The organism is Methylobacterium sp. P1-11 (assembly GCF_008329595.1).
Lineage (GTDB): Bacteria > Pseudomonadota > Alphaproteobacteria > Rhizobiales > Beijerinckiaceae > Methylobacterium.
In genome coordinates this window covers 96,399-120,405 of record NZ_NPKS01000014.1, presented here as the reverse complement: position 1 = coordinate 120,405, position 24,007 = coordinate 96,399, and the positions used below count along the sequence as shown (strand labels likewise).

Sequence of the window (24,007 nt, the reverse complement as noted above, 5' to 3'; positions counted from 1 at the left end):
GCCGTTCAGTGCGCCTCCACGGGCCCGGCGGCGCGCTGCGGCTTCTTGAGGACCGCCACCACCGCGAGGCTCGCCACGAGGCTCACCCCCACCAGCCAGAACCCGTCCGCGTAGGCCATGACATAGGCCTCGCGGCGGACCTGGGCGGCGAGCTGGCCCAGCGCGACGCCCTTGGCGGCGAGGGGGTCGGCGATGCGGGCGTGCATCCCGGCCGCCAGCGCCGCGAGCCGGTCCTGGGTGCGGGTGGCGTTGACGGTGATCGCCTCGGCCAGCATCGAGAAATGGAAGTGCTCCCGCCGGTCGATCATGGTCGACAGCATGGCGATGCCGATCGATCCGCCGAGGTTGCGCATCATGTTCGACAGAGCCGAGGCGTCCGCGGTGTCGCGGGGCGCGAGGCCGGCCGTGGAGAGCTGCGAGAGCGGGATCGTGAACAGCGGCTGGCCGATGGCCCGCATGATCTGCGGCAGGATCAGCTGGTCGGCGCCGACGTCGTGGGTGAGCCCCACGTTGATCCAGCAGCTCGCGATGAAGAACAGCGTGCCGGTGACCACGAGGAGCCGCGCGTCCACGGCGCGCATGATCAGCGGCATCATCGGGAACAGCAGCAGCTGCGGCAGGCCCGACCACATCACCACGGTGCCGATCTGCTGGGCGTTGTAGCCCTGGATCTGCGCGCAGTAGACCGGGATGATGTAGATCGACCCGTACGAGACCGCGCCCAGAACGGTCATCAGCACGCAGGCGCCGCCGACCGAGCGGTTGGCCAGAACCCGCAGGTTGATGAAGGGCCTCGCCGCCGTCAGCTCGCGGAGGATGAACCCGACGATGCCGGCGACCGCGATCCAGCTCGCCTCGACGATCACCGGTGACCCGAACCAGTCCTTGCGCTGGCCTTCCTCCAGCACGAACGTCAGCGCCGGAAGGCCGGTGGCCATCAGGCCGATGCCGATCCAGTCGCCCTTGAGCAAGTCGCCCCAGCGCGCGGGCGCGGCCTCGAAGGCGCCGAGCTGGATCGCCGCCGCGATGGGGCCGAAGATCAGGTTCAGGTAGAAGATGTAGTGCCAGGACAGGTTGTCGGTGAGCCAGCCGCCCACTGTCGGGCCGATGGCCGGCGCGAAGGTCGCGGTCAGCCCGAACAACGCGATGCCGACCGCCTGCTGGCTCTTCGGCAGCCGCGTGCGCACGATCACGATGGCGGTGGGGATCAGCACGCCGCCGGTGAAGCCCTGGCCGGCCCGGAACAGGATCATCTGGCTCAAGGTGGTCGAGAGCGCGCAGGCCAGCGAGAAGGCGGTGAACAGCATCGTGTTCACCGCGAGGTAGCGGCGCAGGCCGATCACCGAGGCGAGCCAGCCGGTGAGCGGGATCACGATGATCTCGGCCATCAGGTAGGCGGTGGAGATCCAGCTCCCCTCCTCCGTGGAGGCGCCGAGCGCCCCCTGGATGTCGGCGAGCGACGCGTTGGTGATCTGGATGTCGAGGATGGCGGTGAAGGCGCCGAGGATCGCGCCGAACACGGCGAGCCAGTCCTGGGCGCTCGCCTTCGCCTCGGGCACTGGTCTGGGCATGGCCACGGCCGGCACGGCGCTCATCGGGGCAGGGCCTCGCTGACGAGGGCCGCCGGGGCGGGCTTCGGTCCGCGCCGAGCCGGATCGACCGCTTCCACCGGATCGTGGGTGTGGACCGTCGCCTGCACGGAGAGGCCGGGCCGCAGGCGGGCGAGGAGCGGGTCCGACGGGTCGAGGGCGACGCGCACGGGCACGCGCTGCACCACCTTGGTGAAGTTGCCGGTGGCATTTTCGGGCGGCAGCAGCGCGAATTGCGAGCCGGTACCCGGCGAGAAGCTCTCGATCCGGCCCTGGAATTCATGGTCGCCGAAGGCGTCCACCGTGACGGTGACGCGCTGGCCCTCGACCATGTGCCCGGTCTGGGTCTCCTTGAAGTTCGCCACCAAGTAGATGTCCCGGCCCATGGGCACGAGGGTCAGGAGCCCGGTGCCGGGCGAGACCACCTGGCCGACCCGCAGCGCCCGATCGCCGGCCACGCCGTCGATCGGCGCCACGACGGTGGTGTAGCTGAGGTCGAGCTTCACCCCCTCGACCTTGGCCTCGGCACCCTCCAGGCTCGCCCGGGTGCTGGCTTCGAGCGCCTTCAGGCTGTCGATCTGCTTCTGCGCGGCATCCAGGGAGGCGGCGGCCTTGTCGCGGGCGGCGTGGCGCTGGCGCAGGTCGGACTCCGCCTGCTGCTGGCGCTGCACCGTGCCGGACCCGGTCTGCAGCAGGTTCTGGTAGCGGGTGTATTCCTGCTGCGCGAAGGTCAGCGCGGCCTCGGCATTGGCGAGGTCGGCCCGCGAGGAGGCGACCTGCGCCTGCTGCTGGACGATCGCCGCGGCGACGCCCAGCACCTGCGCCTTGTCCTTCGCGACCTCGGACTCGGCCTGCTTGAGCTGGACCCGGTACGACCGGTCGTCGAGGCGGGCGACGACCTCGCCGGCCTTCACCGGCTGGTTGTCGCCGACCATCACCGCAGCGACGATGCCGGCGATGCGCGGCGCCACCGTGACCTTGTCGGACTGGAGATAGGCGTCGTCGGTGACCTCAAGGAAGCGCCCGATGGTCCACCAATGCCAGCCATAGGTTCCCGCCCCGCCGAGCGCCAGCAGGCCGACGAGCGGCAGGACGATCCGCGCGCGGCCGCGGCGCGGCCTCGCCATGGGGACGATCGGCGCGACAGGGGGCGCCGCGCCACCCGCGCCACCCGCGACAGAGTCGGCGCTCTTGAAGCTGTCGCTGCGACGTGCGTCCATCGGGTCTGGCCAGAATCAAAACGGTACGGTATCGTTTTGATAATCCGAATGGCAGTTTTGAGCAAGGAGGATCGCGGGTGACGGTCACGGAGATCGATCCGGCGGGGCCGCGGCGGGGTGGACGGCCGACCCGTGCGGAGGCGGCCCGGCGCGAGGCACACCTGATCGCCGTGGCAACAACCCTGTTCCTGGAGCGCGGCTTCGACGCCACCTCCATCGACGCGGTGGCCGAGGCCGCCGGGATGAGCAAGCCGACGGTCTATGCCCGCTACCGCGACAAGCGGGCCCTGTTCGAGGCGGTCCTGCGCGAGCGGATCGCCGCGTGGCTGGCGCCGCTCTCCGCCGCCGCCGAGGCCCAGGCCGCGCAGGGCGGACGCGACGACGTCGAGACCGCCCTGCACGATCTCAGCCGCACCCTTCTGGCCCACGGGCAGTCGCCCGGCGCAGCGATGCTCAAGCGCAACCTCGTGGCCCAGGCGCTGCAGTTTCCCGAACTCGCCCGCCTCGCCCACGAGGAGGGCTGGCTGCGCGGCGTGCGCGCCGTGGCGCAACTGCTCGACGCCTTCGCCCGGCGCGGCCGGATCGCGGTGGCGGATCCCGAGATCGCGGCCGACCTGTTCCTCAGCCTCGTCCTCGGCCGGTCGTCCCAGGCGACTCTCTACGGCATTTCCACCGATCCGGAGGCGCAGGAGCGGCGGCGCGAGGCGGCGGTGCGCCTGTTCCTCGACGGGGTGCGCCCGCGCTGAGAGGGCGCGGATTATCGTTGAAGGAGTCGGTCAGGCTCACGGCCGGATTTTAGCCGCGGTTCTCGCCGCTCGCGGAATCCGCGCCTGATGCCCCGAACCGCGTAACCCGCGATTGCGCCCCTCCCCGCCCGGGCCTATAGTGCCTCATCCCCATTCGACAGCGTGAGACGGGACGTCCGGATCCACCATCCGGAGCCCGCGGCCCGATGCCCGGCCCCCGTCCCGCCAGGCCGGAGCACGAGAGACATGTCCCAGGGTCCGCTGATGCCCAAGGCGACCGCCGTCTGGCTGGTCGAGAACACCTCGCTCGCCTTCGAGCAGATCGCCGATTTCTGCAAGCTGCACCCGCTGGAGGTGAAGGGCATCGCCGACGGCGAGGTCGCGGCCGGCATCAAGGGGCTCGACCCGGTCTCCACCGGCCAGCTCACCCGCGACGAGATCGAGAAGGCCCAGAAGGCGCCGCACTACAAGCTGAAGCCTGCGGTCTCGAAGGTGAAGTTGCCGGAGGTGAAGCGCACCACCAAGGGGCCGCGCTATACCCCGCTGTCGCGCCGTCAGGACCGGCCGAACGCCATCCTGTGGCTGCTGCGCAATCACCCGGAGCTCAAGGATTCGCAGATCATCCGGCTCGTGGGCACCACCAAGTCGACGATCCAGCAGATCCGCGAGCGCACCCACTGGAACTCGGGCTCGCTCCAGCCGATGGATCCGGTGACGCTCGGCCTGACCACCCAGATCAACCTCGACTTCGAGGTCCAGCGCGCGGCGGCCGACCGCCCGGCCGCGGTCGCGGCCGAGTCCGGCGCCTCGCTGCTGCCGACCGAGGTCTCCACGGCCCGCGACGCGGACGAGCGGGAGCAGGAGGACGATCACGGCGGCCGCGAGGAGCGGCTCGACGCGGATTCGGTCTTCGCCAAGCTCAAGGGCCGGCACCAGGACGAGGACGACGAGGACTAGGACCGGCTGGCGCCCCCTGCCTCTGGCCGGGCGGGCTCCAGGACGGCCCGTGCAGGACGCGGCCCCCGCTCCATCGGAGTCGGGGGCCGCTTCGCGTCCGGCCGGGCCTGATAGCGCCCGCCGCCGGCGGTGCGGAAGCCGGATCGATCTATTCCGGCAGCGGCCGGCCCCGCGTTTCCGGCATGAACCACGGCACGACGAGGCCGATCACGTAGACGCCCGACAGGGTCAGCGCCGCCGCGGCCACGCCCCCGAAGGCGGTCACGATCTGCCCGGCGAGGATCGGGAAGATCCAGGCGATCAGCCGCGCGCCGTTGAACACCACGCTCGCCGCCGTCGCCCGGACCGCCGGGGTGAACAGCTCCGCGAGGTAGATCGCCATCCACGAGAAGGCGAAGCCCAGGGTGAAGAACCCGTTCAGGAAGGCGAGCGCCATGAACGGCACCAGCCCGCCGGTCCAGAGGTAGCAGGCGAGCGACGTGGCGATGCAGCCGACATAGGTCAGGAGCAGGAAGGCGCGGCGCCCGATCGCGTCGGCCACGAAGCCCGAGATCACGTAGGCGGTGATCGCCCCGATATTGTAGATGATGCCCATGCGCGGGCCCCAGACATTGGCCGGTTCGCCCTCGGCCTTGGCGAGCCCCTCCGTGTAGGCCGGAAGCCAGGAGGAGACCGCCCACCAGCCCACCGTGGTGGCGAAGGAGAGCAGCGTGGCGAGCAGGACCCGCCGCCGGCTCTCGGGCTCGCGGAAGATCTCCGTGAGCGAGAACGGCCGCGTCCCGGTCTTCGGGGTGCTCCGGGCATCCTCGGTCGTGGCGGCCCAGCGCTGCGCCTTCACGGCCTGCATCCACTGCTCGGATTCCTCCAGCGCCCGCCGCAGGTACAGGCAGACGAAGGCCGGGAGCGCGCCGAGCGCGAACAGGATCCGCCAGGATTCCGCGCCCAGGGGCTCGGTGGCGGCGAGCACGGCCCAGACGATGGCGGCCAGAACCGCGCCGCCGCCGAAGCCCGATTGCAGGAAGCCGCAACCTTTCGGGCGCGCCCGGTTCGGCCAGGTCTCGGCCACCAGGGCGATGCCGGTAGACCATTCCGAGCCGATGGCGAGCCCGGTGATGAAGCGCAGCAGCGCGAGCTGCGTGAAGCTCTCCGCGAAGGCGGTGAGCCCCGTGAACAGCGCGTAGCCCAGGATCGACACCATCATCATGCGCTTGCGGCCGATATAATCGGCCGCGATCCCGCCCATCAGGCCGCCGATCCCCCAGCCGAGCAGCGTGATGCCGATGGCCAGCCCCACGTAGAAGGCCGGCATCTGGGCCTGCTCGGTCGTGAGGATCGAGGCCAGCGCCGGGCGCAGGGCGTAGACCAGGGCCACCGCCTCGTAGCCGTCAAAGATCCAGCCGAGATAGCTGCCCCACAGGATGCGCCAGTGGCGCCGGGTGAGACCCGCGTACCACGGAGCGCCGGCCGCCTCGCGCAGCCCGCCGTCACCCGCGCCCATCACCCGTTCCTCCTGCCGGGGCGCATCGGCGGCGCCCTCCCCGCCCTGATAGGTCGGTTGTGGCATCGGGTCGACCACATCCGGGCAGATGATACAGTGCGCCGGCGATCACGGTCACATCGTGCCTGCCCATCATGCCTGTGCCCGCGAGACCGTCGTGCGGTAGGTCTCAGCGCGCGGCGTCGAAGGCGGCGAGGAAGGCCGAGAGGTTCTCCGGCAGGGCCGCGCAGAGGTAGCCGCCCTCTTGGATGAGGGCCGTGGGCAGCCCGGCCCGGGCGATCCGCTCCGCCGCCCCGACGAAGCCCGCCCGGGTCACCGCGAAGGCGCCGATCGGATCGTCCGCGGCGGCGTCGAGGCCCAGCGCCACCACGAGGGCCCGGGGTCTGTGCGCGGCGATTGCCGCGAGTCCCGCCTCCACGGCCTCGAGCCAGGGCGCGTCGCCCGAGCCCGGCGGCAGCGGCAGGTTGCGGTTGAACCCCGCCCCCGCCCCGGTGCCGGTCTCGTCGGCGTAGCCGGCGAAGAACGGGAAGTAGTCGGACGGGTCGGCATGGACCGAGACCGTCAGCACGTCGGCGCAGGTGTAGAAGATCCCCTGCGTGCCGTTGCCGTGATGGACGTCGATGTCGAGGATCGCCACCGGGCCGCCGGTGGCGGCGCGCATCCGCTCGGCCGCGATGGCGCTGTTGTTGAGGAAGCAGAAGCCGCCGGCGGAATCCGCGTAGGCGTGGTGGCCGGGCGGGCGGCACAGGGCGTAGGCGTGCCCCACCGTCAGCGCCGTGTCGGCGGCCGCGACGGCGCATTGCGCCGACCCGTAGACTGCCGCCCAGGTGCCGGCGCGGATCGGCGTCGAGGTGTCGGCGGTGTAGAGGCCCAGGCGCCCGAGGAGGCCGGGAGGCGTCCGGTGCATCTGCGGCCGGGCGAAGGCCCCGGTCAGGATCTCGTCACCGATGTCGGGGATCTCGCCCCGGCGCGCCCAGGCCTCGGCCAGGAACGCCACGTAGCCCGGATCGTGCACCGCCCGGATCGGCTCGAGACCGTGATCGGCCGGCTCGGCGAGGTCGTGGCCGCCCCGCAGGGCCGCGTCCCGCAGGATCGTGTAGCGGGCGGCCTGCTCGGGATGCGGGATCGGCGCGCCGCGCCGCATGTAGCGTTCGGGATCGTGCCGGCTCGAATCGGGTGTGTGGACGACGCGCATGCCGGCAGGTTAGGGCCCGCCGGGACGCGCGTCATCCGCCCCGGACGGGCTCAGATGAGATAGACCGTGCCGTCCGCGCGGAACACCTTCGGGCAGTTCGCCCCGTCCACCAGGCGCTGGGCCGCCTCCAGGGAGATCTTGCGCGTCAGCGCGATCTCCGGCAGCGTCTTCCAGGTCGTGGTCATGGTCCCGCTCCGTCCGTGATCCGTGCGTGTCCGGGATCAACGGCGCAGACGCGTCCGGGTTCGCCGTTGGCGCCAGGAGCGCGTCGAGAGCGCCGATGCACCATCCCGTCGGGGCGGGCGCAGCCGGGGCGACCTCGCGAAGCAGGGTCGGGACCCGCGCCCAGGGTTCCGTGACCGGCCCGGCACTCGGCCGCACCGCCGCCCGGTTCTGCCCGCCGGCGACGCGGATGTCGGAGAAGCGCGCGCAGAACGCCGCCACGCAGGCCGGGTCGAAATGGCGGCCGCTCTCGGAGCGGATGCAGTCCAGGGCCGCGTCGAAGGACAGGGCGTCCTTGTAGGGCCGTACCGTGGTCAGGGCATCGAACACGTCCGCCACCGCGACGATCCGGGCCGACAGGGGAATCGCGGCACCGGCGAGCCCGTGCGGGTAGCCGCCGCCATCCCACTTCTCGTGATGGAACTCGGCGATCTCCGCGGCCAGCCGGATCAGTTCGGAGGCGCTCCCGCCCAGGATGCGCCGGCCGATCGCCGGATGCGTCTTGACGAGGTCGAACTCGTCCCGGTCGAGCCGGCCGGGTTTCAGCAGGACGCCGTCCGGGATGCCGACCTTGCCGACATCGTGCAGCGGCGCCGCGAGATAGAGGTTGCGGCAGATCTCCGGCGCCAGCCCGAGCCCCTCGGCCACGATCTGGCTGTAGCGGGCCACCCGCCAGGTGTGGTCGCCGGTGTCGTTGTCGCGATACTCGACGGCCAGTGCCAGGCGGAAGATGATCTCCTCTTCGCGCTCGCGCATGTGGCGCAGAGCGGCCTCCACTTCGCCGTCGAGCCAGGCCGCCTGCTCGGCCAGCCGCCGCACCGCCCGGGCGAGCCGGATCATGTTGCGCAGCCGCACGGTGAGTTCGACGCCCTGCATGGACTTGTCGAGGAAATCGGTCGCCCCGGCCTCCAGGGCGGCGAGCCGCACCGTGTCCGAGATGTCGCTGGTGACCATCACGATGGGCACCTGCGCGTAGTGCGGAATGGTGCGCATCTGCCGGATGAAGGCGATCCCGTCGATGCCGGGCATGTGGCAATCGACCAGGACGAGATCGAAGGCCCGCATCTGCGCCTCGACCATCGCGGCGGCCGGGTCGCCGTGATCGGTGACCGACACGTCGGGCTTGGCCTCGAGCAGGAGGCGCAGCCGCATCCGCATCGTGGCGCTGTCGTCGACCAGGAGCGCGTCCATCAGCGGCTCCCGGATCGCCGCAGGCGATCGCGGGGCGGCCGCTCGACCGGATGTGTTGACGCAGGGGCCATCGCCGCGAAGCCTTTCGAACTGACGAAGAGCATTGGATTGTGTGGCGTTAACGGGCGGTAAAACGGCATCTTCGGCAGAATCTGGTTGTGTCTGCAGTATTCGCGGAGAGGATCTGCCTGATCCCAGGGTATCGGGTGCCGGAGACCGGCAGGCGCGCGTCGATCGACGGCGGGGGCGTGCGCCGCCCCGCACCGGAGGCCTGAACGATCGGGCCGGTCTGTAACCGGGAGCGCCGTGGCGGGCCGTGTCCGCCGGCGTTCCGGGCCTCTGCCGCTCCGATGCCGGGGCATGGCCGGTCGGAACGCCTGACAGGCGGCCGCCCCGGCGCTACCGTGGGGCCGCGACCGACGGGGCCGTCGACGCGCGGCCGGACCGGGGCGGGCGGCGCAGTTGGCGGGCCGGGAGGCGCCTTCGCGATGATGCGGTTCGATCTCACCGATCTCGGCCTGTTCCGGCACGTGGTCGAGGCCGGCTCGATCACCCACGGGGCCGCGCGGGCGAACCTCGCCCTGGCGGCCGCCTCGACGCGAATCCGGCTGATGGAGGAGTCCCTCGGCGCCGCCCTGCTGACCCGCGGCCGGCAGGGTGTCAGCCCGACCCCGGCCGGGCGCGCGCTCCTCGTCCATGCCCGGGAGGTCCTGGCCGGGGTCGAGCGCCTGCGCGAGGAGATGGCGGCCTTTTCGGGAAGCGCCTTCGGCCAGATCCGGGTGCTGGCCAACACCAACGCGCTGACCGAGTTCCTGCCGGACGCGCTCTCGGCCTTCCTGGCCGATCACCCCGGGATCGGCGTCGAGATCGACGAGCGCACCTCCGAGGAGATCGTCGGACTGGTGGCCGAGGGCGCGGCCGATCTCGGCATCCTGTCCGGCACGGTGGATACCGGCTCGCTGCAGACCTTTCCGTTCCGGGAGGACCGGTTCGTGCTGGTGGCGGCCCGGGACCATCCCCTGGCGGCGCGCGGGACGATCCCGTTCGCCGAGGTGCTCGGCCATGACCTCGTCGGTCTCGACCGGCGCAGCGCCATCAGCCGGTTCCTCGTGGCCCAGGCGGTGCGGGCGGGGCGGCCGATGCGCCTGCGGGTGCAGTTGCGGGGCTTCGACGCCGTCTGCCGGCTGGTCGAGGCCCGCGTCGGGCTGGCTGTCCTTCCGGAGAGCGCCGCCACCCGTGCCGCGCATGGGCTCGCCCTGGCGGTGGTGCCCCTCGCCGATCCCTGGGCGCGGCGCGACCTGACCCTGTGCCTGCGCGACCTCGACGGGCTGCCGCCGTTCATCCGGGCCTTCGTGGCGCAGCTGCGCGCCTGAGCGGAGCCCGCGGAACACGCTCCGGGACCGTTCGATCGTCGCGGACATGATCTGCGTCGGGCCACCCGGGGCGCCCGTCCGAAGCGACGTCAGCGCCACCGCTCGTTCGTGCAGGCCAGCACGTAGACGACGTGCATGCAGCGGGCCTGGGCGGCTTGCGAGTTCGCGTCGCCCATGCACGCCCGCATCCCGGTGGAGAGCAGTCCGCGATCGACGTCCTGATCCCGCGCGCAGGTGAAGATCGGCTGAAAGCCCTCGAATCGGCTGACCTGCCAGAAGATGACCATGAACGACACCAAGCAGAACGCGCAGACCAGGAGCCGGCTGTCGTAGAACCAGTGCCGCCGGTCGGCATCTGCGGCGTCGCGCTCGGTCATCCCGTCACCGGGGGCGCCAGCAGGATCGCGGTCTGGATCATCGTTGCACTCCGCAAGGGATCGCCCGCTCCATCCCGCCGGATCCCTCAGCCGGGCCCCGCCGGCGGGGGCGTCAGTCGATCACCTCCACGATGCGGCGTGACCGCGGCTCGACGAGAACCGGATGTCCGTTGACGATCGTGTAGCTGTACTCCGGCAACGCGAATTCGCGCGGGACATCGTAGTACACGACGCCATCCTCCGGTAGCACGGTCCCGACCCGCACGGGACCCGCGAGCGCGATGGACGGGCGGCGCTCGCCGAGCGCGTAGATGCGGAATCGCTCCCGCCGGTCGACGCCGAGGATGCCGTTGGCCGTACCCACGGCCGCACCGATCGCACCGCCGACGATCGCGCCGAGCGGCCCCGCCATCTCCTCGCCGCGCGAGGCGCCCTCCTGGGCCCCACGCTCCAACCCCTGCGCCTGGGCGGCCGCGGCGAGGCCCAGCGTGGCCAGGAGCGCAAGAGGAGCCGCGATCCGCATGATGTGTCGTCCTGGTCGGTGGCAGGGAACGTCAGGCCTGCGCCTGAGGGAGCGGGAGCATCCCGCCCGCAGGATACGACGAAAATGGCTGCCGATGGGTTGCTGCACGGCATCGGGGTGCCGCATCCCGTGTGTCGCCCCGATCGCTCCCATCGTGCCGGTTCGGCCCCGCGGGAGGCGGGTGGAGCCGCGGCATTGCCCCGGCCCGCCCATGGTTTAGCCTCCGGCTGATTCCGCCGGAGGGAACTGGGACGATGCCGATCGAGACCGTGGAGACCGCCGGGCGCCGCCGGGGCGCCGACCTGCTGGTGGAGGTGCTGCGCTCGGAAGGCGTGCGTTACATCTTCGGCAATCCCGGCACCACCGAATTGCCGCTCATCGACGCGCTCACCGAGGCGCCGGATATCGGCTACATCCTCGCCCTGCAGGAGGCGACCGCGGTCGCCATGGCGGACGGCTACGCGCAGGGCGCCCGCAGACCGGCCTTCCTCAACCTGCACACGGCGGGCGGCCTCGGCCACGCCATGGGCGGGCTGGTGAACTCCCAGGTCTCGGGCACGCCGCTGGTGGTCACCGCCGGGCAGCAGGACCTCCGCCACGCGCTGACCGACCCGCTGCTGATGGGCGACCTCGTCGCAATCGCCGACCCGGTGATGAAATGGGCGCGCGAGGTGACGAGCCCGGACCAGATCCCGATCCTGCTGCGCCGGGCCTTCCACGACGCGGGGGCCGCCCCCTCCGGCCCGGTCTTCCTGTCCCTGCCCATGGACGTGATGGAGGCGATGAGTGCGGTGCCGGCCGGCGAGACCTCGACCATCGACCAGCGGGCGGTGGCGGGCTCCCTGGACCGGCTGGCGGAGAAGCTCGCCGCAATCGCGCCGGGCCGGCTCGCCCTGATCGCGGGCGACGAGATCGACGCCTCGGACGCCTCGGCGCAGATGGTGGCGCTGGCCGACCTCCTGGCGGCGCCGGTCTACGGCTCGTCCTGGCCGGCCCACATCCCCTTCCCCACCGCGCACCCGCTCTGGGCCGGAAACCTCCCGACCCGGGCCGATGCCATCGCCGACATCCTCGGGCGCTACGACGCGGTGTTCGCGCTCGGCGGCAAGTCGCTGATCACCGTGCTCTACTCCGAGGTCTCGGCGGTGCCGCCGGGGGTGCAGGTCTTCCAGCTCTCGGCGGACGTCCGCGACCTCGGGCGCACCTACGCCACCTGCCTGTCGACGGTGGGCGACATCCGCGCCTCGCTCGACGCCCTGCTGCCGCTGCTCGGCCCCCGCCTCGCCGACCGGGCCGAGGCCTTCGCGAGCTTACGCGCCCAGGCCGTGACCGCGCGGGCCGAGCGCCGGGCCAAGCTCGCCGCCGCCGCCGACGCGGCCTTCGAGGATCCGGTGATCGCGCCGCTGGTGGCCGCGCGCGAAGTCGCCCGCGCGGTCGGGGCCGAGACCACCATCGTGGACGAGGCGCCCGCGACGCTGACCCACCTGCGCACCTTCCTCGACAGCCCCTCGGCGCACCAGTACGCGGCGATGCGCGGCGGCGTGCTCGGCTGGGGCATGCCGGCCGCGGTCGGGTTTTCCTTAGGCCTCGACCGTGCGCCCGTGGTCTGCGTGGTCGGCGACGGGGCGGCCATGTACTCGCCCCAGGCCCTGTGGACCGCCGCGCACGAAAAACTGCCGGTCACCTTCGTGGTGATCAACAACGCCGAGTACAACATCCTCAAGACCTTCATGAAGGGCCAGGCGCATTACGCCTCGGTGCGCGCCAACCGCTTCATCGGCATGGACCTCACCGATCCGCGGATCGACTTCCCGGCACTGGCCGCCTCGATGGGTGTTCCCGCGCGGCGGGTGACCCGGGCCGCCGACATCGCCCCGGCGATCGAGGCCGGGATCCGGTCGGGGGGCACCAACCTCGTGGAGGTGGTGGTGCGGGCGACGTGAGCGGGCCGGTCACTCCAGCCCCGGCACCGGCACCCCGAAGGCCGCCGCCAGCAGCACCATGTTGAGGCCGAGCACCAAGGCGGCCCCCGCCACGGCGGCCGCCTGGGTGAGCGGCCCGTTGGCGAAGGGCCCCATCACGCTGCGGCGCCGGGTGAACACCACCAGGGCCACCATCGGCACCGGCAGGGCGAGCGACAGCACCACCTGCGACAGGACCAGGGCCTGCGTCGGATCGACCCCGATCGCCACGACCACGAAGGCCGGCAGCATGGTCACGAGGCGGCGGACGAGGAGCGGGATGCGCCAGCCCGTAAAGCCCTGCATCACCAACTGGCCGGCCAGCGTGCCCACCACCGAGGAGGAGATCCCGGAGGCGAGCAGCGACACCAGGAAGGCCGCCCCGGCCGCGGGGCCGAGCAGCGGCGTCAGGGTACGGTAGGCCTCGCCGATCTCGGCGACCCCGTTGTGGCCGACATGGAAGGCCGCCGCCGCCATGATCACCATCGCCATGTTGACGAGGCCCGCGAGCAGCAAGGCCACCACCACCTCCCGGTTCGAGTAGCGCACCAGCAGCCGCCGGTCGGCCTCGGTCCGGGGATTGCCCCGCCCCTGGGTCAGGCCCGAATGCAGGAACAGCGCGTGCGGCATCACGGTGGCGCCGATGATCCCCACCGCGATGGTGAGCGCCTGCGCGTCGGGGATGCGCGGGGTGACGAGGCCCTTGGCGGCCTCCCCCCAGGCCACCGGCGCCACCAGGAGCTCGACCGCGTAGCAGAGGCCGATCGTGCCGACCATCGCGCCGATGGCGATCTCCAGCGGCCGGAAGCCCTCGTGCTCCAGGAGCAGGATCGCGTAGGTGACCACCGCGGTGATCCCCATGCCGGCCATGAGCGGCATGCCGGTGAGCAGCGACAGGCCGATCGCGCCGCCGAGGAACTCCGCGAGGTCGGTCGCCATGGCGGCGACCTCGCTGATGCTCCACAGGCCGAGGCGCACCGGCCGCGTCGTCGCGTCCCGGCAATGCTCGGCGAGGTTCTTTCCGGTGACGATGCCGAGCTTGGCCGACAGCGCCTGGAACAGCATCGCCGTCAGGTTGGCAAGGAGCACCACCCAGAGCAGGCCGTAGCCGTAGCGGGCGCCGGCCTGGATGTTGGTCGCGAAATTGCCGGGGTCCATGTAGGCGATCGACGCCGTCACGGCGGGGCCGGCGAACAGCAGGAACCGGGCCCGGCCGCCGGGACGGCCGTCGAGGACGTCCCGGATGGCGCCCTCGGTCCGCCGGCTCATCGCTCCGCGCGCGGTTCCCTCGGGCGCCGGGCCACCGGAGGCCGTCGCGGCGTTCGGCGCCACCATGCTCACCCTCTCCTCAAAAATATAGCGTGAGCTATACTCGGGTCTGCGCCTCTCGGATGCAAGAGGTCTCTCTGCGGGTCTGTTCGGCTCCGTGCGGGTCTGACGGGACTCCCCTGCCGGTACCGGTGTTTGCTAGACAGGGCCGGGGCGGCGCATGCGAGCCGAGAGGGGGAAGCCGATGCAGGAACCGTCCGAGCCGGGCTTGCCCGAGACCGTGCTGGTCGATCCGGAGCGGCACGTGGAGAGTTTCCGCCAAGCCCGTGAGGCGCGGCGCTCGGAACTCGTGGAGGATTACGTCGAGCTGATCGACGACCTGATCGGCGACGGCGGCGAGGCGCGCCAAGTGGACATCGCGGCCCGCCTCGGCGTGGCCCAGCCGACCGTCGCCAAGATGTTGAAGCGCCTGTGCGAGGAGGGCTTCGTCCAGCAGCGGCCCTATCGCGGCGTGTTCCTGACCGAGGCCGGCCGTCGGCTGGCCGCCCAGGCGCGGGAGCGCCACCGCATCGTCGAGCGCTTCCTGTGCGCGCTGGGGGTGAGTCCCGAGACCGCCCGGCGGGACGCGGAGGGGATCGAGCACCATGTCAGCGCCGAGACCCTGGCGGCCTTCCGCGCCTTTGCGGAACGGCGCGGGGGGGCGTGAGGCGCCCCTTCAGCCGTCATCGCGAGCGCAGCGAGGCGACCCAGGGCAGCGCGAGGCCTGCGGGCGTGGCACCGACGGGCTTGCTTCGCTCCGCTCGCGATGACGGCGTGGCGTCCTCGGCGGCCCTGCCCTCACACCGTCGGCGCCGCCACCTTCTGGCGCAGGCCCATGATCACCGCGCGCAGCATCTCGGCCCCGGCCTCGCCGGCATCCGGCAGGGTGCCGGTGCGGGAGGCGTAGATCCGCTCGTGCACGAAGGCGAGCTTGGCGATCACCGTGGGCGTCAGCTTGAACGGGTACAGCGCCGGCTGGCCCATGCTGTGGGAGAGCGAGTTGATCGCGTAGGTGAGCGGCAGCCACGCCGCGATCAGCCGGTCGAGATCGGGGATGTTGTACGGGTCGAAATCGATCACGGTCGGCGCCGCCTGCCCGTGGCGCAGGCGGGGGCGCACGTGCAGCTCGAAGGTCGAGGCGGTCTCCACCGTGTCGACGATGTGCAGGTAATGCGCGAAGGTCTCGGCGAAGTCCTCCCACGGATGGGCGGTGGCGTAGGCCGAGACGTAGGCCTCGTCCCAGTCGGCCGGCGCGCCCTTCGCGTAATGGTCCTGCAGGGCCTGGACGTAGTTCAGGCTCTCGTCGCCGAACAGCGCCCGGAAGGCACCCATGGTGGGGCTGTTCATCACCAGCAGATACCAGAAGTAATGCCCGATCTCGTGCCGGAAATGGCCGAGCAGGGTGCGGTAATGCTCGCCGAACAGGATCCGGCGGCGCTCCCGCTCGACGTCGTCGGCTTCGGCGATGTTCATGGTGATCAGGCCGCTGATGTGGCCGGTCAGCACCGGCGCCCCGCCGGAGAAGCTCTCCGACGGGTCGACCAGGAAGTCGAAGGCGAGCCCGTCCGTGTACTGGGCGCGGGTGGCGAGCGGCAGCTCCAGGCGTAGGAGCGAGTAGAACAGGCGGTGCTTGGCGGCCTCGATCTGGCGCCAGCGGGTGAGGTTCCAGCTCTGCGTCAGGTCCGGCACCACGCGGTTGTGCCGGCAGGCGGTGCAGTAGAGGTCGGGGCTGTCCTCCGGCACCAGCCAGTTGCAGGCCGCCGACAGGGCGTTGTTGCACAGGCGGTAGCGCCTGCCGGGATCCGCATAGGCGTGGAAGATCTGCGCTCCGCCCATGAGCGGATGGCTCGAGAGCCCTTGCGGCTCCAGGGCCGAGACCTCGTGGACCGCGCAGACATAGCCCAGCTGCCGCGCGCAGCTCTCGCAGGCCGTCGCCTCGAAGGTGACCGGCTGGTCGCAGGCTTGGCACTGGAAGATCTTCATCGCGCAGTCCGGGGCCAGCCTCCGGCCCATCTGCCGGTCAAGCGGGGCCGGGCGGCAAAGTTCCTGCCAGGCGGTTCGCGGCCCCCCTTTCCGGATCCATGATGGCCCGGGGCATGGCTCTGACCGGGAACAACGCCGCCGTCATCCCGGGTCGGCACAGGCGAGCCCGGAATCCAGATCCGCCGCCGGAGCCGTGCGGGGCACGCGGTGCGGTTCCGGCTTCCGGACCCTGCTGCGCGGTCCCGGAATGACGGCGTGTCAGGGCGTGCCGCTGCCCGCACGCGTTCGGGCCCGCGCCGCCCGCCGCACGGAAATTGCTTGTGACGGGGTCTGTAGCGCATAACCGCGCGGTGGGCGCCGGCGCCCGGTACCGGCAACGAGACCGCGTTCGATCCTTTCGACGGAGCCATCGTGTCGATCAAAGCCGCCCTGCACCACGTCACGCATTACCGCTACGACCGGCCGATCAGCCTCGGCCCCCAGGTGATCCGCCTGCGCCCGGCCCCGCACGCGCGCACCAAGGTCCCGGCCTACGCGCTGACGGTGACGCCCGCCAACCATTTCCTGAACTGGCAGCAGGATCCGAGCGGCAACTGGCTCGCCCGCCTCGTCTTCCCGGAGAAGACCGACGAGTTGAAGATCGAGGTCGATCTCACCGCCGACATGGCGGTGATCAACCCGTTCGACTTCTTCGTGGAGGATTACGCGCAGACGCGGCCCTTCGCCTATCATGCCGACCTGGCGGAGGAGCTGGCCCCCTATCTGATGCCCGTCGATGCGGATTGTCCGGAGATGGAGGCGCTGCTGGCCCGCCTCCCCGCGGAGCCCAGCACCGTCCAGTTCCTCGTGGCGCTCAACGGCCTGATCGCCCGGGAGACCGCCTACGAGGTGCGGATGGAGCCGGGCGTCCAGACGCCCGCCGAGACCCTGCGGCTCAAGAGCGGCTCCTGCCGCGACTCGGCGTGGCTGCTCGTGCAGGTGCTGCGCCGGATCGGGCTCGCCGCCCGGTTCGTCTCCGGCTACCTGATCCAGCTCGTGCCCGACACGACCGCGGTCGACGGGCCGATCGGCGCGTCGGCGGACTTTACCGACCTGCACGCCTGGGCCGAGGTCTACCTGCCGGGCGCCGGCTGGGTCGGCATGGACGCCACCTCGGGCCTGCTCACTGGCGAGGGCCACATCCCGCTGGCCGCAACGCCCCACTACCATTCGGCCGCGCCGATCTCGGGGGCGATGGAGCCCGCCGAGACCACCTTCGACTTCGGGATGAGCATCACCCGCGTCGCCGAGACGCCGCGGATCACCAAGCCGTTCTCGGAGGAAGTCTGGGCGTCCATGGACGCACTGGGCGAGCGGGTCGACGCCGACCTCGCCGCGCAGGACGTGCGCCTGACCATGGGCGGCGAGCCGACCTTCGTGTCGGTGGACGATTTCGAATCGCCCGAGTGGAACATCGCCGCAGTCGGGCCGACCAAGCGCGGACTCGCCGACCAGCTGATCCGGCGCCTGCGCGACCGGTTCGGGCCCGGCGGCCTGCTCCATTACGGCCAGGGCAAGTGGTATCCCGGCGAGAGCCTGCCGCGCTGGGCCTTTGCGCTCTACTGGCGCAAGGACGGCAAGCCGATCTGGCGGAACCCGGACCTCATCGCCCCCGAGGCGGCCGCAGTCCAGGAAGGCCAAGCCACCAGCGCGCAGGCCAAGGCGTTCGCCGACGCGCTGGCCCGCCGCCTCGGCCTGTCCGACTATGTCTTTCCGGCCTTCGAGGATGGTGAACTCTGGGAGAAGAAGATCGCGGAGCTGCCGGTCAACGTCACGCCGGCCGACGCCAAGTCGGGCTCGGTGGAGTTCGATGCCCGGATCAAGCGGGTCTACGCGCGGGGCCTCGGGGAGGCCGCGGGCTACGTCCTGCCGCTCGCGAGCCTGCCCACCGGCAAGGACGGCGATGCCGAAAGGGTCTGGATCTCGGAAAAGTGGGATTTTCGGCGCGGCGCCGCCTTCCTGGTGCCGGGGGACTCGCCCTTGGGCTTCCGCCTGCCCCTGTCGTCGCTGCCCTACGTGCCGCCCGAGCACTATCCCTACTACCAGCCGCAGGATCCCCTGGAGCCGCGCGGGCCGCTCTCCGATGACCCGATGGCCGAGACCGTCGTCAATGGGGCCGGTATCACCGGCGTCGCGGTGCGCACCGCGCTGGCGATCGAGCCCCGGGACGGGGTCGTCCGGGTGTTCATGCCGCCGACCCAGCGCGCCGACGAGTATCTCGAACTCGCCGCCCATCTCGAGGCCGCCGCCGCCGAGCTGAACCTGCCGATCCACATCGAGGGCTACGAGCCGCCCTACGATCCGCGCATCGGCCTGATCAAGGTCACCCCCGACCCGGGCGTGATCGAGGTCAACGTCCACCCGGCCACCTCCTGGCGCGAGGCGGTTTCCATCACCACCGATCTCTACGCCGAGGCCCGCCAGACCCGGCTGGGCGCCGAGAAGTTCATGACCGACGGGCGCCATACCGGCACCGGCGGCGGCAACCACGTGGTCATGGGCGGCGTCACGCCGGACGATTCCCCGTTCCTGCGCCGGCCCGACCTCCTGAAGAGCCTCGTGCTCTACTGGCAGCGCCATCCGGCCCTCTCGTACCTGTTCTCGGGCCTCTATATCGGCCCGACGAGCCAGGCGCCGCGCATGGACGAGGCCCGCCACGACGGGCTCTACGAGCTGGAGATCGCGCTGGCCCAGGTCCCCGCCCCCGACGCGCCCAACATCCCGCGCTGGGTCGTCGACCGGATCTTCCGCAACATCCTCGTCGACGTCACCGGCAACACCCACCGGTCCGAGATCTGCATCGACAAGCTCTACTCGCCGGACGGGCCGACCGGCCGTCTCGGCCTGCTGGAGTTCCGCGCCTTCGAGATGCCGCCGGACGCCCGGATGAGCCTCGCGCAGCAATTGCTGCTGCGCGCCCTCGTGGCCTGGCTGTGGCGCGAGCCGCAGACCGGCGGCTGTGTCCGCTGGGGCACGAACCTCCACGATCGGTTCATGCTGCCGCATTTCCTCTGGTCCGACTTCCTCTCGGTGCTGGAGGATCTCCGGGAGGCGGGGTACGCTTTCGATCCGGTTGCCTTCGAGGCGCAGGCCCTGTTCCGCTTCCCCGTGTTCGGCACGGTCGAGCAGGGCGGGGTCCGGATGGAACTGCGCCAGGCGCTGGAGCCCTGGCACGTGATGGGCGAGGAAGGGACCAGCGGGGGCACCGTGCGCTTCGTCGACAGCTCGGTCGAACGGCTGCAGGTCAAGGTCGAGGGCTTCGTGCCCGAGCGGCACGTCATCGCCTGCAACGGCCGACGCCTGCCCATGACCTCCACCGGCCGCGGCGGCGAGGCCGTGGCGGGCCTGCGTTTCAAGGCGTGGCAGCCGGCCTCCTCCCTGCACCCGACGATTCCCGCCCACTCGCCGCTGACCTTCGACATCCTCGATGCCTGGAGCGGCCGGTCGCTGGGCGGCTGCCGCTACCACGTCGCCCATCCGGGCGGCCGCAACTACGAGACCCACCCGGTCAACGCCTACGAGGCGGAGGGGCGCCGCCTCGCCCGGTTCCAGCCGCACGGCCACACGCCGGGCCGGGTTGAGATGCCCCGGGCGGAGGCCAGCGCCGAGTTCCCGCTGACCCTCGACCTGCGGATGCCGGCGCCGCAATGACCGGGGGACCGTGATGGAGGCGGCGCTCGCGGCCGGCGCCGCCCGGGCCGAGCCGCCGGAGGGCCCGCGGGAGCGCGTCGCCCGCTGGAGCGCGGGCTATCGGCCCGCCCCCGGCCGGCCGGACGAGTTCCTGGGACCCGACGGTCGGCCCCGCGGGGCGTGGCCGCGCCTGCTCGACCGTCTCGGCGGCCTCACCGAGCCGGAGATCATGGCCCGCTTCGTCGCGGCGGAGCGGCACATCCGGGATGCCGGCATCTCGTTCCGCATCGCCGGCGACCAGCGCGAGCATCCCTGGCCGCTCGGCTGCCTGCCCCTGGTGATCGAGGGGCCCGAATGGGAGGCGCTCAGCGCCGGGATCGTCCAGCGCGCCGAGCTGATGGAGGCGATCCTCGCCGACGCCTACGGCGAGGGCCGCCTGGTCGCCGAGGGGCTCCTGCCCGCCGCGATCGTGGCCGGCACCCCCGAATTCCTGCACCCGCTCCACGGCGTCGCGCCCCCCGGCGGCCACTACCTGAAGCTCTACGCCGCCGATCTGGGCCGGGGACCGGACGGGCGCTGGCAGGTGCTCGCCGACCGGACGCAGGCGCCCTCGGGCCTCGGCTGGGCGCTGGAGAACCGGATGGTCCTGGCCCGGACCTTCCCGGACTTCTTCCAGGACCTTCACGTCGAGCGCCTGCCGGCCTTCTTCCAGGCCTTTCGCGATGGGCTGGCGCTCGGTGCCGAGCGCGCCGACCCGCGGATCTGCCTGCTGACCTCCGGCCCCTACAGCAGCACCTATGTCGAGCAGGCGGCGCTCGCCCGCTATCTCGGCCTGATGCTGGTGGAGGGCGACGACCTCGTCATGCGGGACGGGTGCCTGCACGTGCGCACCGTCTCGGGCCTGAAGCGCGCCGACGCCCTGTGGCGGCGGATCGACGCCGACTTCCTCGATCCCCTGGAGCTGAACCCGGCCTCGCGGCTCGGCGTGCCCGGCATCCTCGACGCCCTGCGCAACGGTTCCCTGGTGATGGCCAACATGCCGGGGGCGGGGCTCGTCGAGTCGGCGGCGCTCGCGCCCTATCTCGACGGCATCGCCCGCCGGGTGCTGGGTGCGCCCCTGCGGCTCGGCCATCCGCGCACGTGGTGGTGCGGCGATCTCGAGGGCCTGGCGCACGCGCAGGCCAATCTCGACAGCCTGACCCTGCGCCCGGCCGCCACGCCCCAGCGCGGTGCGGGGCGCGACGCGATCCTGGCGGGGCCGGTCCTGGCGGCCGAGCGCGAGCGGGTCGTGGCGGCCCTGCGCGACCGGCCCCTCGACTACGTCGCCCAGGAGGCCGCGCCGCTCTCGACCATGCCGGGCTGGGAGCGCGGCGAGGCCGGCCTCGTCCTGGTGCCCCGCCCGTTCGTGGTCCGCGTCTTCGCCACGCGGACGCCGCTCGGCTGGCAGGTCATGCCGGGCGGCTTCTGCCGCGTCTCGGAGCGCGAGGACGTCGATCCGATCGAGATGCGGCTCGGCATCCGCTCCGCCGATGTCTGGATCCTGTCCGAGAAGCCGATCGCGGCGCCGCTGATCGGCTCGCACGCGGCCCCGCGGGTGCGGCGGGTCGGAGGCCACCTGCCCTCCCGGGCGGCCGACGGCCTGTTCTGGCTCGGCCGCTATCTCGAGCGCGCCGAGGCGGTGATCCGGCTCGTCCTCGCCCATCTGCGCAGCGTCGGCGACGCGGTCGGGGCCGACATCTCGGGCGCCCTCGACACGCCCGCGGCCCTGGCGCTGCGCACCCTCCTGCACGAATGGGGCAGCATCGGCGCGGCCGACCTGCCCACCGCCCGCCTCGCCCAGGAGGCGCTGGCCGGGCATCAGCGGCCGGGCTCGGCCCACGCCCACACCGTCTCGGCCCGCCGCAACGCCGCCGCACTCCGCGCCCGCCTGTCCGGCGAGACCTGGCGGGTGCTCGCCGACCTGGACGAGTTCCTGTCCCTCGACACCGAGCGGGCGCTGACCGAGTCGCAGCTCGCCGGTCGCGCCGAGCAGGCGCTGAGCCACCTCGCGGCGCTCTCCGGGCTCACGCATGAGAACATGAGCCGGGCGGAGGGCTGGCACTTCGTCGAGCTCGGCCGGCGCGTCGAGCGGGCGATCAACACCTGCACCTTCGCGCTGGCCTTCGCCAACGACGAGGCGACCCCGGGTTGCCTCGGGGTGATGCTGTCCCTCTGCGACTCGCAGATCAGCTACGGGCGCCGCTACATGCAGGGCGCGGCCCTCGACCCGGTCCGCGACATGGTCCTGCTCGATCCCTACAACCCGCGCTCGATCGCCTTCCAGGCGGAGGCGATCACCCGCCACCTCACCGATCTGCCGGCTCTGGCCGCGGACGGGATCCCCGAGCCGCATTGCCGCCTCGCCACCCGGATCCTGTCGGAGCTGCGCAGCGGCGAGGCCGCGGATTTCGATGCCGTGCGCCTCACCGCGCTCGCGACCGACCTGGAGCGGCTCGCCGACGGGATCGCGGTCCGCTACTTCCCCACCGGGCCGAACGCGCTGCGTCCCGAGAAGCTGACGGGGCTGGCGTGATCTATACGCTGCGCCACCGCACCACCTACCGCTACGGCAAGCCGGTGCATTTCGCCCGCTGCACCCTGCGGCTCAAGCCGCAGGATTGCGAGGGCCAGAGCGTGCTGGCGAGCGCCGTCACCATCGATCCGAGCCCCACCCGCGCGGTGATGCGGCGCGACTATTTCGGGATCGACGCGGTGGCGATCACCCTGGAAGCGCCCCACACCACCTTCAGCGTCGAGGCGCTCTCCACCGTCCGGGTCGAGCGTCCCGCCCCGCCGCCGCCCGAATCCGGGATGCCCTGGGAGCGGGTCCGCGACGCCGTGGTGGCCGGGCGCGACCTCGGCGGCCGGGCGCCTGTGCACTTCCTGTTCCCGAGCGGCCGGGTGCCGCTGCTGCCCGCACTCACCGACTATGCGAGGCCCAGCTTCGCGCCCGGCCGGAGCGCCTACGGGGCGGCCCACGACCTGATGCTGCGGATCGGCCGGGATTTCCGCTTCGATTCCAAGGCCACCACCGTCGCCACGCCGCTCGCCGAGTCCTTCGCGCTCCGGGCCGGGGTCTGCCAGGACTTCGCCCACGTGATGATCGCGGGCTTACGCGGCATGGGCCTGCCGGCGGCCTATGTCAGCGGCTACCTGCGCACCGTGCCGCCGCCGGGCCGCCCGCGCCTGCGCGGGGCGGATGCGAGCCACGCCTGGGTGGCCGTCTGGTGCGGCGAGGGCTGGCTGGGCCTCGACCCGACCAACGGCGTGGCGGTGCGGGACGACCACATCGTGGTGGCCCGCGGCCGTGACTACGGCGACGTGGCCCCGGTCGACGGCATCGTCAGCGGCTCGGGCAAGCAGCGCCTCAAGGTCGAGGTCGACGTCATCCCCGATACCGAGACGCAGGATCTCGCGCTGGTGGGGTGAGGTGGCTTCGGCCGCTCCGCTCGCAGAGACGGTGGTGTCGGGGGCCCGCCCCGGCCCGGCTTCGCGGAGGCGCACCTGCAACGATCGCGGCGTCTCGTGGACGCCGGCCCTCACCACATCGTCTTGGCCGCCCGCTCCGGCCATTCCGCGTCGTAGCGCGCACCGCCGACCTCACCCGCGGTGAGCGCCGCCAGGATCGCGCCGGGGGTCGGCAGGGTCGCCGGGTCGACGCGGGAATCCGGATCCCACAGTCTGGCCCGGATGATCGCCCTTGCGCACTGGAAGTAGATCTCCGCGACGGTGATCACGACCGCGGTGCGCGGCGCGTGGCCGTCGACCCGGAACGTCGCGAGCAGCTCCGGATCAGCCGAGATCACCGCCCGCCCGTTCACCCGCAGCGTCGTGCCCGAGCCCGGGATCAGGAACAGCAGCGCCACCCGCGGATCGCGCACGATGTTGCGGAGCGAGTCGATCCGGTTGTTCCCCCGCCGGTCCGGCAGGATCAGCGTGCGCGGATCGGCGACCCGCACGAAGCCCGGCTGATCCCCGCGGGGGCTGCAATCGAGCCCTTCCGGGCCGGAGGTCGCCAGCACCGCGAAGGGCGAGGCCGCGATCAGCGCCGCGTAGTCCGGCGTGATCGAGCCCGCCACCTTCGTCGTTGAGGCGGGCGCCAGGGGCGCATGGTAGATCGCCTCCAGCGCGGCGAGGCTGTCGATGATCATCGCGC

At 72.1% G+C, this 24,007-nt stretch carries 18 protein-coding genes; 8 read left to right on the top strand and 10 right to left on the bottom strand.

The genetic code is table 11. The features are described from left to right. Positions 1-5: 5 nt before the first annotated feature. Positions 6-1,595, bottom strand: coding sequence for a DHA2 family efflux MFS transporter permease subunit (locus CIW48_RS16050; protein WP_173009278.1), 1,590 nt, complete (start codon positions 1,593-1,595; stop codon positions 6-8). Next, the gene (locus tag CIW48_RS16045; protein ID WP_246695266.1) at positions 1,592-2,716 is read right to left on the bottom strand and encodes an HlyD family secretion protein; all 1,125 of its coding nucleotides are present in this window, start codon (positions 2,714-2,716) and stop codon (positions 1,592-1,594) included. Before CIW48_RS16045 ends, CIW48_RS16050 begins: the two co-directional genes overlap by 4 nt. Before the next feature lie 170 nt (positions 2,717-2,886). On the opposite strand from CIW48_RS16045, the gene CIW48_RS16040 reads away from it, so the two are divergent. Both CIW48_RS16040 and CIW48_RS16035 read left to right on the top strand, forming a co-directional pair. Continuing rightward, complete coding sequence (locus CIW48_RS16040; protein ID WP_149311665.1) at positions 2,887-3,555, top strand: TetR/AcrR family transcriptional regulator; 669 nt, start codon at positions 2,887-2,889, stop codon at positions 3,553-3,555. Between the two features lie 246 nt (positions 3,556-3,801). After that, a complete protein-coding gene (locus tag CIW48_RS16035) occupies positions 3,802-4,512 on the top strand; it encodes a cell cycle transcriptional regulator TrcR (protein ID WP_091788444.1) in 711 nt (236 codons plus the stop codon). A gap of 148 nt (positions 4,513-4,660) precedes the next feature. Here the strand turns inward: CIW48_RS16035 and CIW48_RS16030 are convergent, their stop codons facing one another. The 3 genes from CIW48_RS16030 to CIW48_RS16020 all read right to left on the bottom strand — a co-directional run bounded on the left by CIW48_RS16030 (position 4,661) and on the right by CIW48_RS16020 (position 8,618). After that, a complete protein-coding gene (locus CIW48_RS16030) occupies positions 4,661-6,076 on the bottom strand; it encodes an MFS transporter (protein ID WP_246695265.1) in 1,416 nt (471 codons plus the stop codon). 103 nt (positions 6,077-6,179) lie between these two features. After that, a complete protein-coding gene (locus CIW48_RS16025; protein WP_149311664.1) occupies positions 6,180-7,205 on the bottom strand; it encodes a histone deacetylase family protein in 1,026 nt (341 codons plus the stop codon). Positions 7,206-7,214: 9 nt separating this feature from the next. Next, positions 7,215-8,618 (bottom strand): HD domain-containing phosphohydrolase, encoded by a 1,404-nt coding sequence (locus tag CIW48_RS16020; protein ID WP_149311663.1) that lies wholly within the window; start codon positions 8,616-8,618, stop codon positions 7,215-7,217. A 488-nt stretch (positions 8,619-9,106) separates the two neighbouring features. On the opposite strand from CIW48_RS16020, the gene CIW48_RS16015 reads away from it, so the two are divergent. Continuing rightward, positions 9,107-9,991: a LysR substrate-binding domain-containing protein gene (locus CIW48_RS16015; RefSeq protein WP_149311662.1), complete on the top strand. Its 885-nt coding sequence runs from the start codon at positions 9,107-9,109 to the stop codon at positions 9,989-9,991. A gap of 89 nt (positions 9,992-10,080) precedes the next feature. On the opposite strand, the gene CIW48_RS16010 is transcribed toward CIW48_RS16015, so the two are convergent. Together CIW48_RS16010 and CIW48_RS16005 are read right to left on the bottom strand one after the other, a co-directional pair. Continuing rightward, positions 10,081-10,368 (bottom strand): hypothetical protein, encoded by a 288-nt coding sequence (locus tag CIW48_RS16010; RefSeq protein ID WP_149311661.1) that lies wholly within the window; start codon positions 10,366-10,368, stop codon positions 10,081-10,083. A 112-nt stretch (positions 10,369-10,480) separates the two neighbouring features. Then, on the bottom strand, positions 10,481-10,891 hold the full coding sequence (locus CIW48_RS16005; protein WP_149311660.1) for a DUF1236 domain-containing protein: 411 nt from the start codon (positions 10,889-10,891) through the stop codon (positions 10,481-10,483). Between the two features lie 254 nt (positions 10,892-11,145). On the opposite strand from CIW48_RS16005, the gene CIW48_RS16000 reads away from it, so the two are divergent. Continuing rightward, a complete protein-coding gene (locus tag CIW48_RS16000) occupies positions 11,146-12,834 on the top strand; it encodes a thiamine pyrophosphate-binding protein (protein ID WP_149311659.1) in 1,689 nt (562 codons plus the stop codon). Positions 12,835-12,843: 9 nt separating this feature from the next. Here CIW48_RS16000 and CIW48_RS15995 read toward each other — a convergent pair whose 3' ends face one another. Beyond that, positions 12,844-14,187, bottom strand: coding sequence for an Nramp family divalent metal transporter (locus CIW48_RS15995; RefSeq protein ID WP_149311658.1), 1,344 nt, complete (start codon positions 14,185-14,187; stop codon positions 12,844-12,846). A gap of 178 nt (positions 14,188-14,365) precedes the next feature. Between CIW48_RS15995 and mntR the strand changes: the two genes are divergently transcribed. Further along, on the top strand, positions 14,366-14,827 hold the full coding sequence (gene mntR / locus CIW48_RS15990; protein WP_149311657.1) for a manganese-binding transcriptional regulator MntR: 462 nt from the start codon (positions 14,366-14,368) through the stop codon (positions 14,825-14,827). 131 nt (positions 14,828-14,958) lie between these two features. Here mntR and CIW48_RS15985 read toward each other — a convergent pair whose 3' ends face one another. Next, a complete protein-coding gene (locus tag CIW48_RS15985; RefSeq protein ID WP_149311656.1) occupies positions 14,959-16,143 on the bottom strand; it encodes a putative zinc-binding metallopeptidase in 1,185 nt (394 codons plus the stop codon). Positions 16,144-16,554: 411 nt separating this feature from the next. Between CIW48_RS15985 and CIW48_RS15980 the strand changes: the two genes are divergently transcribed. Genes CIW48_RS15980 through CIW48_RS15970 form a run of 3 tightly spaced genes read left to right on the top strand, consistent with a single transcriptional unit; the run spans position 16,555 to position 23,280 of the window. Further along, complete coding sequence (locus CIW48_RS15980) at positions 16,555-19,833, top strand: transglutaminase family protein (RefSeq protein ID WP_149311655.1); 3,279 nt, start codon at positions 16,555-16,557, stop codon at positions 19,831-19,833. A gap of 13 nt (positions 19,834-19,846) precedes the next feature. Further along, positions 19,847-22,384, top strand: coding sequence for a circularly permuted type 2 ATP-grasp protein (locus tag CIW48_RS15975; protein ID WP_149311699.1), 2,538 nt, complete (start codon positions 19,847-19,849; stop codon positions 22,382-22,384). Then, positions 22,381-23,280: a transglutaminase family protein gene (locus tag CIW48_RS15970; protein WP_149311654.1), complete on the top strand. Its 900-nt coding sequence runs from the start codon at positions 22,381-22,383 to the stop codon at positions 23,278-23,280. Before CIW48_RS15975 ends, CIW48_RS15970 begins: the two co-directional genes overlap by 4 nt. Positions 23,281-23,390: 110 nt before the next feature. Here CIW48_RS15970 and CIW48_RS15965 read toward each other — a convergent pair whose 3' ends face one another. Then, positions 23,391-24,002 (bottom strand): pyridoxamine 5'-phosphate oxidase family protein, encoded by a 612-nt coding sequence (locus tag CIW48_RS15965; RefSeq protein WP_149311653.1) that lies wholly within the window; start codon positions 24,000-24,002, stop codon positions 23,391-23,393. Between the last annotated feature and the right edge of the window lie 5 nt (positions 24,003-24,007).

Coding starts and splice junctions, on each gene's coding strand:
- CIW48_RS16050 (WP_173009278.1), bottom strand. CDS start 1,595: ATGAGCGCCGTGCCGGCCGTGGCCATGCCCAGACCAGTGCCCGAGGCG.
- CIW48_RS16045 (WP_246695266.1), bottom strand. CDS start 2,716: ATGGCGAGGCCGCGCCGCGGCCGCGCGCGGATCGTCCTGCCGCTCGTC.
- CIW48_RS16035 (WP_091788444.1), top strand. CDS start 3,802: ATGTCCCAGGGTCCGCTGATGCCCAAGGCGACCGCCGTCTGGCTGGTC.
- CIW48_RS16030 (WP_246695265.1), bottom strand. CDS start 6,076: ATGCCACAACCGACCTATCAGGGCGGGGAGGGCGCCGCCGATGCGCCC.
- CIW48_RS16025 (WP_149311664.1), bottom strand. CDS start 7,205: ATGCGCGTCGTCCACACACCCGATTCGAGCCGGCACGATCCCGAACGC.
- CIW48_RS16020 (WP_149311663.1), bottom strand. CDS start 8,618: ATGGACGCGCTCCTGGTCGACGACAGCGCCACGATGCGGATGCGGCTG.
- CIW48_RS16015 (WP_149311662.1), top strand. CDS start 9,107: ATGATGCGGTTCGATCTCACCGATCTCGGCCTGTTCCGGCACGTGGTC.
- CIW48_RS16010 (WP_149311661.1), bottom strand. CDS start 10,368: ATGACCGAGCGCGACGCCGCAGATGCCGACCGGCGGCACTGGTTCTAC.
- CIW48_RS16005 (WP_149311660.1), bottom strand. CDS start 10,891: ATGCGGATCGCGGCTCCTCTTGCGCTCCTGGCCACGCTGGGCCTCGCC.
- CIW48_RS16000 (WP_149311659.1), top strand. CDS start 11,146: ATGCCGATCGAGACCGTGGAGACCGCCGGGCGCCGCCGGGGCGCCGAC.
- CIW48_RS15995 (WP_149311658.1), bottom strand. CDS start 14,187: ATGGTGGCGCCGAACGCCGCGACGGCCTCCGGTGGCCCGGCGCCCGAG.
- mntR (WP_149311657.1), top strand. CDS start 14,366: ATGCAGGAACCGTCCGAGCCGGGCTTGCCCGAGACCGTGCTGGTCGAT.
- CIW48_RS15985 (WP_149311656.1), bottom strand. CDS start 16,143: ATGAAGATCTTCCAGTGCCAAGCCTGCGACCAGCCGGTCACCTTCGAG.
- CIW48_RS15975 (WP_149311699.1), top strand. CDS start 19,847: ATGGAGGCGGCGCTCGCGGCCGGCGCCGCCCGGGCCGAGCCGCCGGAG.
- CIW48_RS15965 (WP_149311653.1), bottom strand. CDS start 24,002: ATGATCATCGACAGCCTCGCCGCGCTGGAGGCGATCTACCATGCGCCC.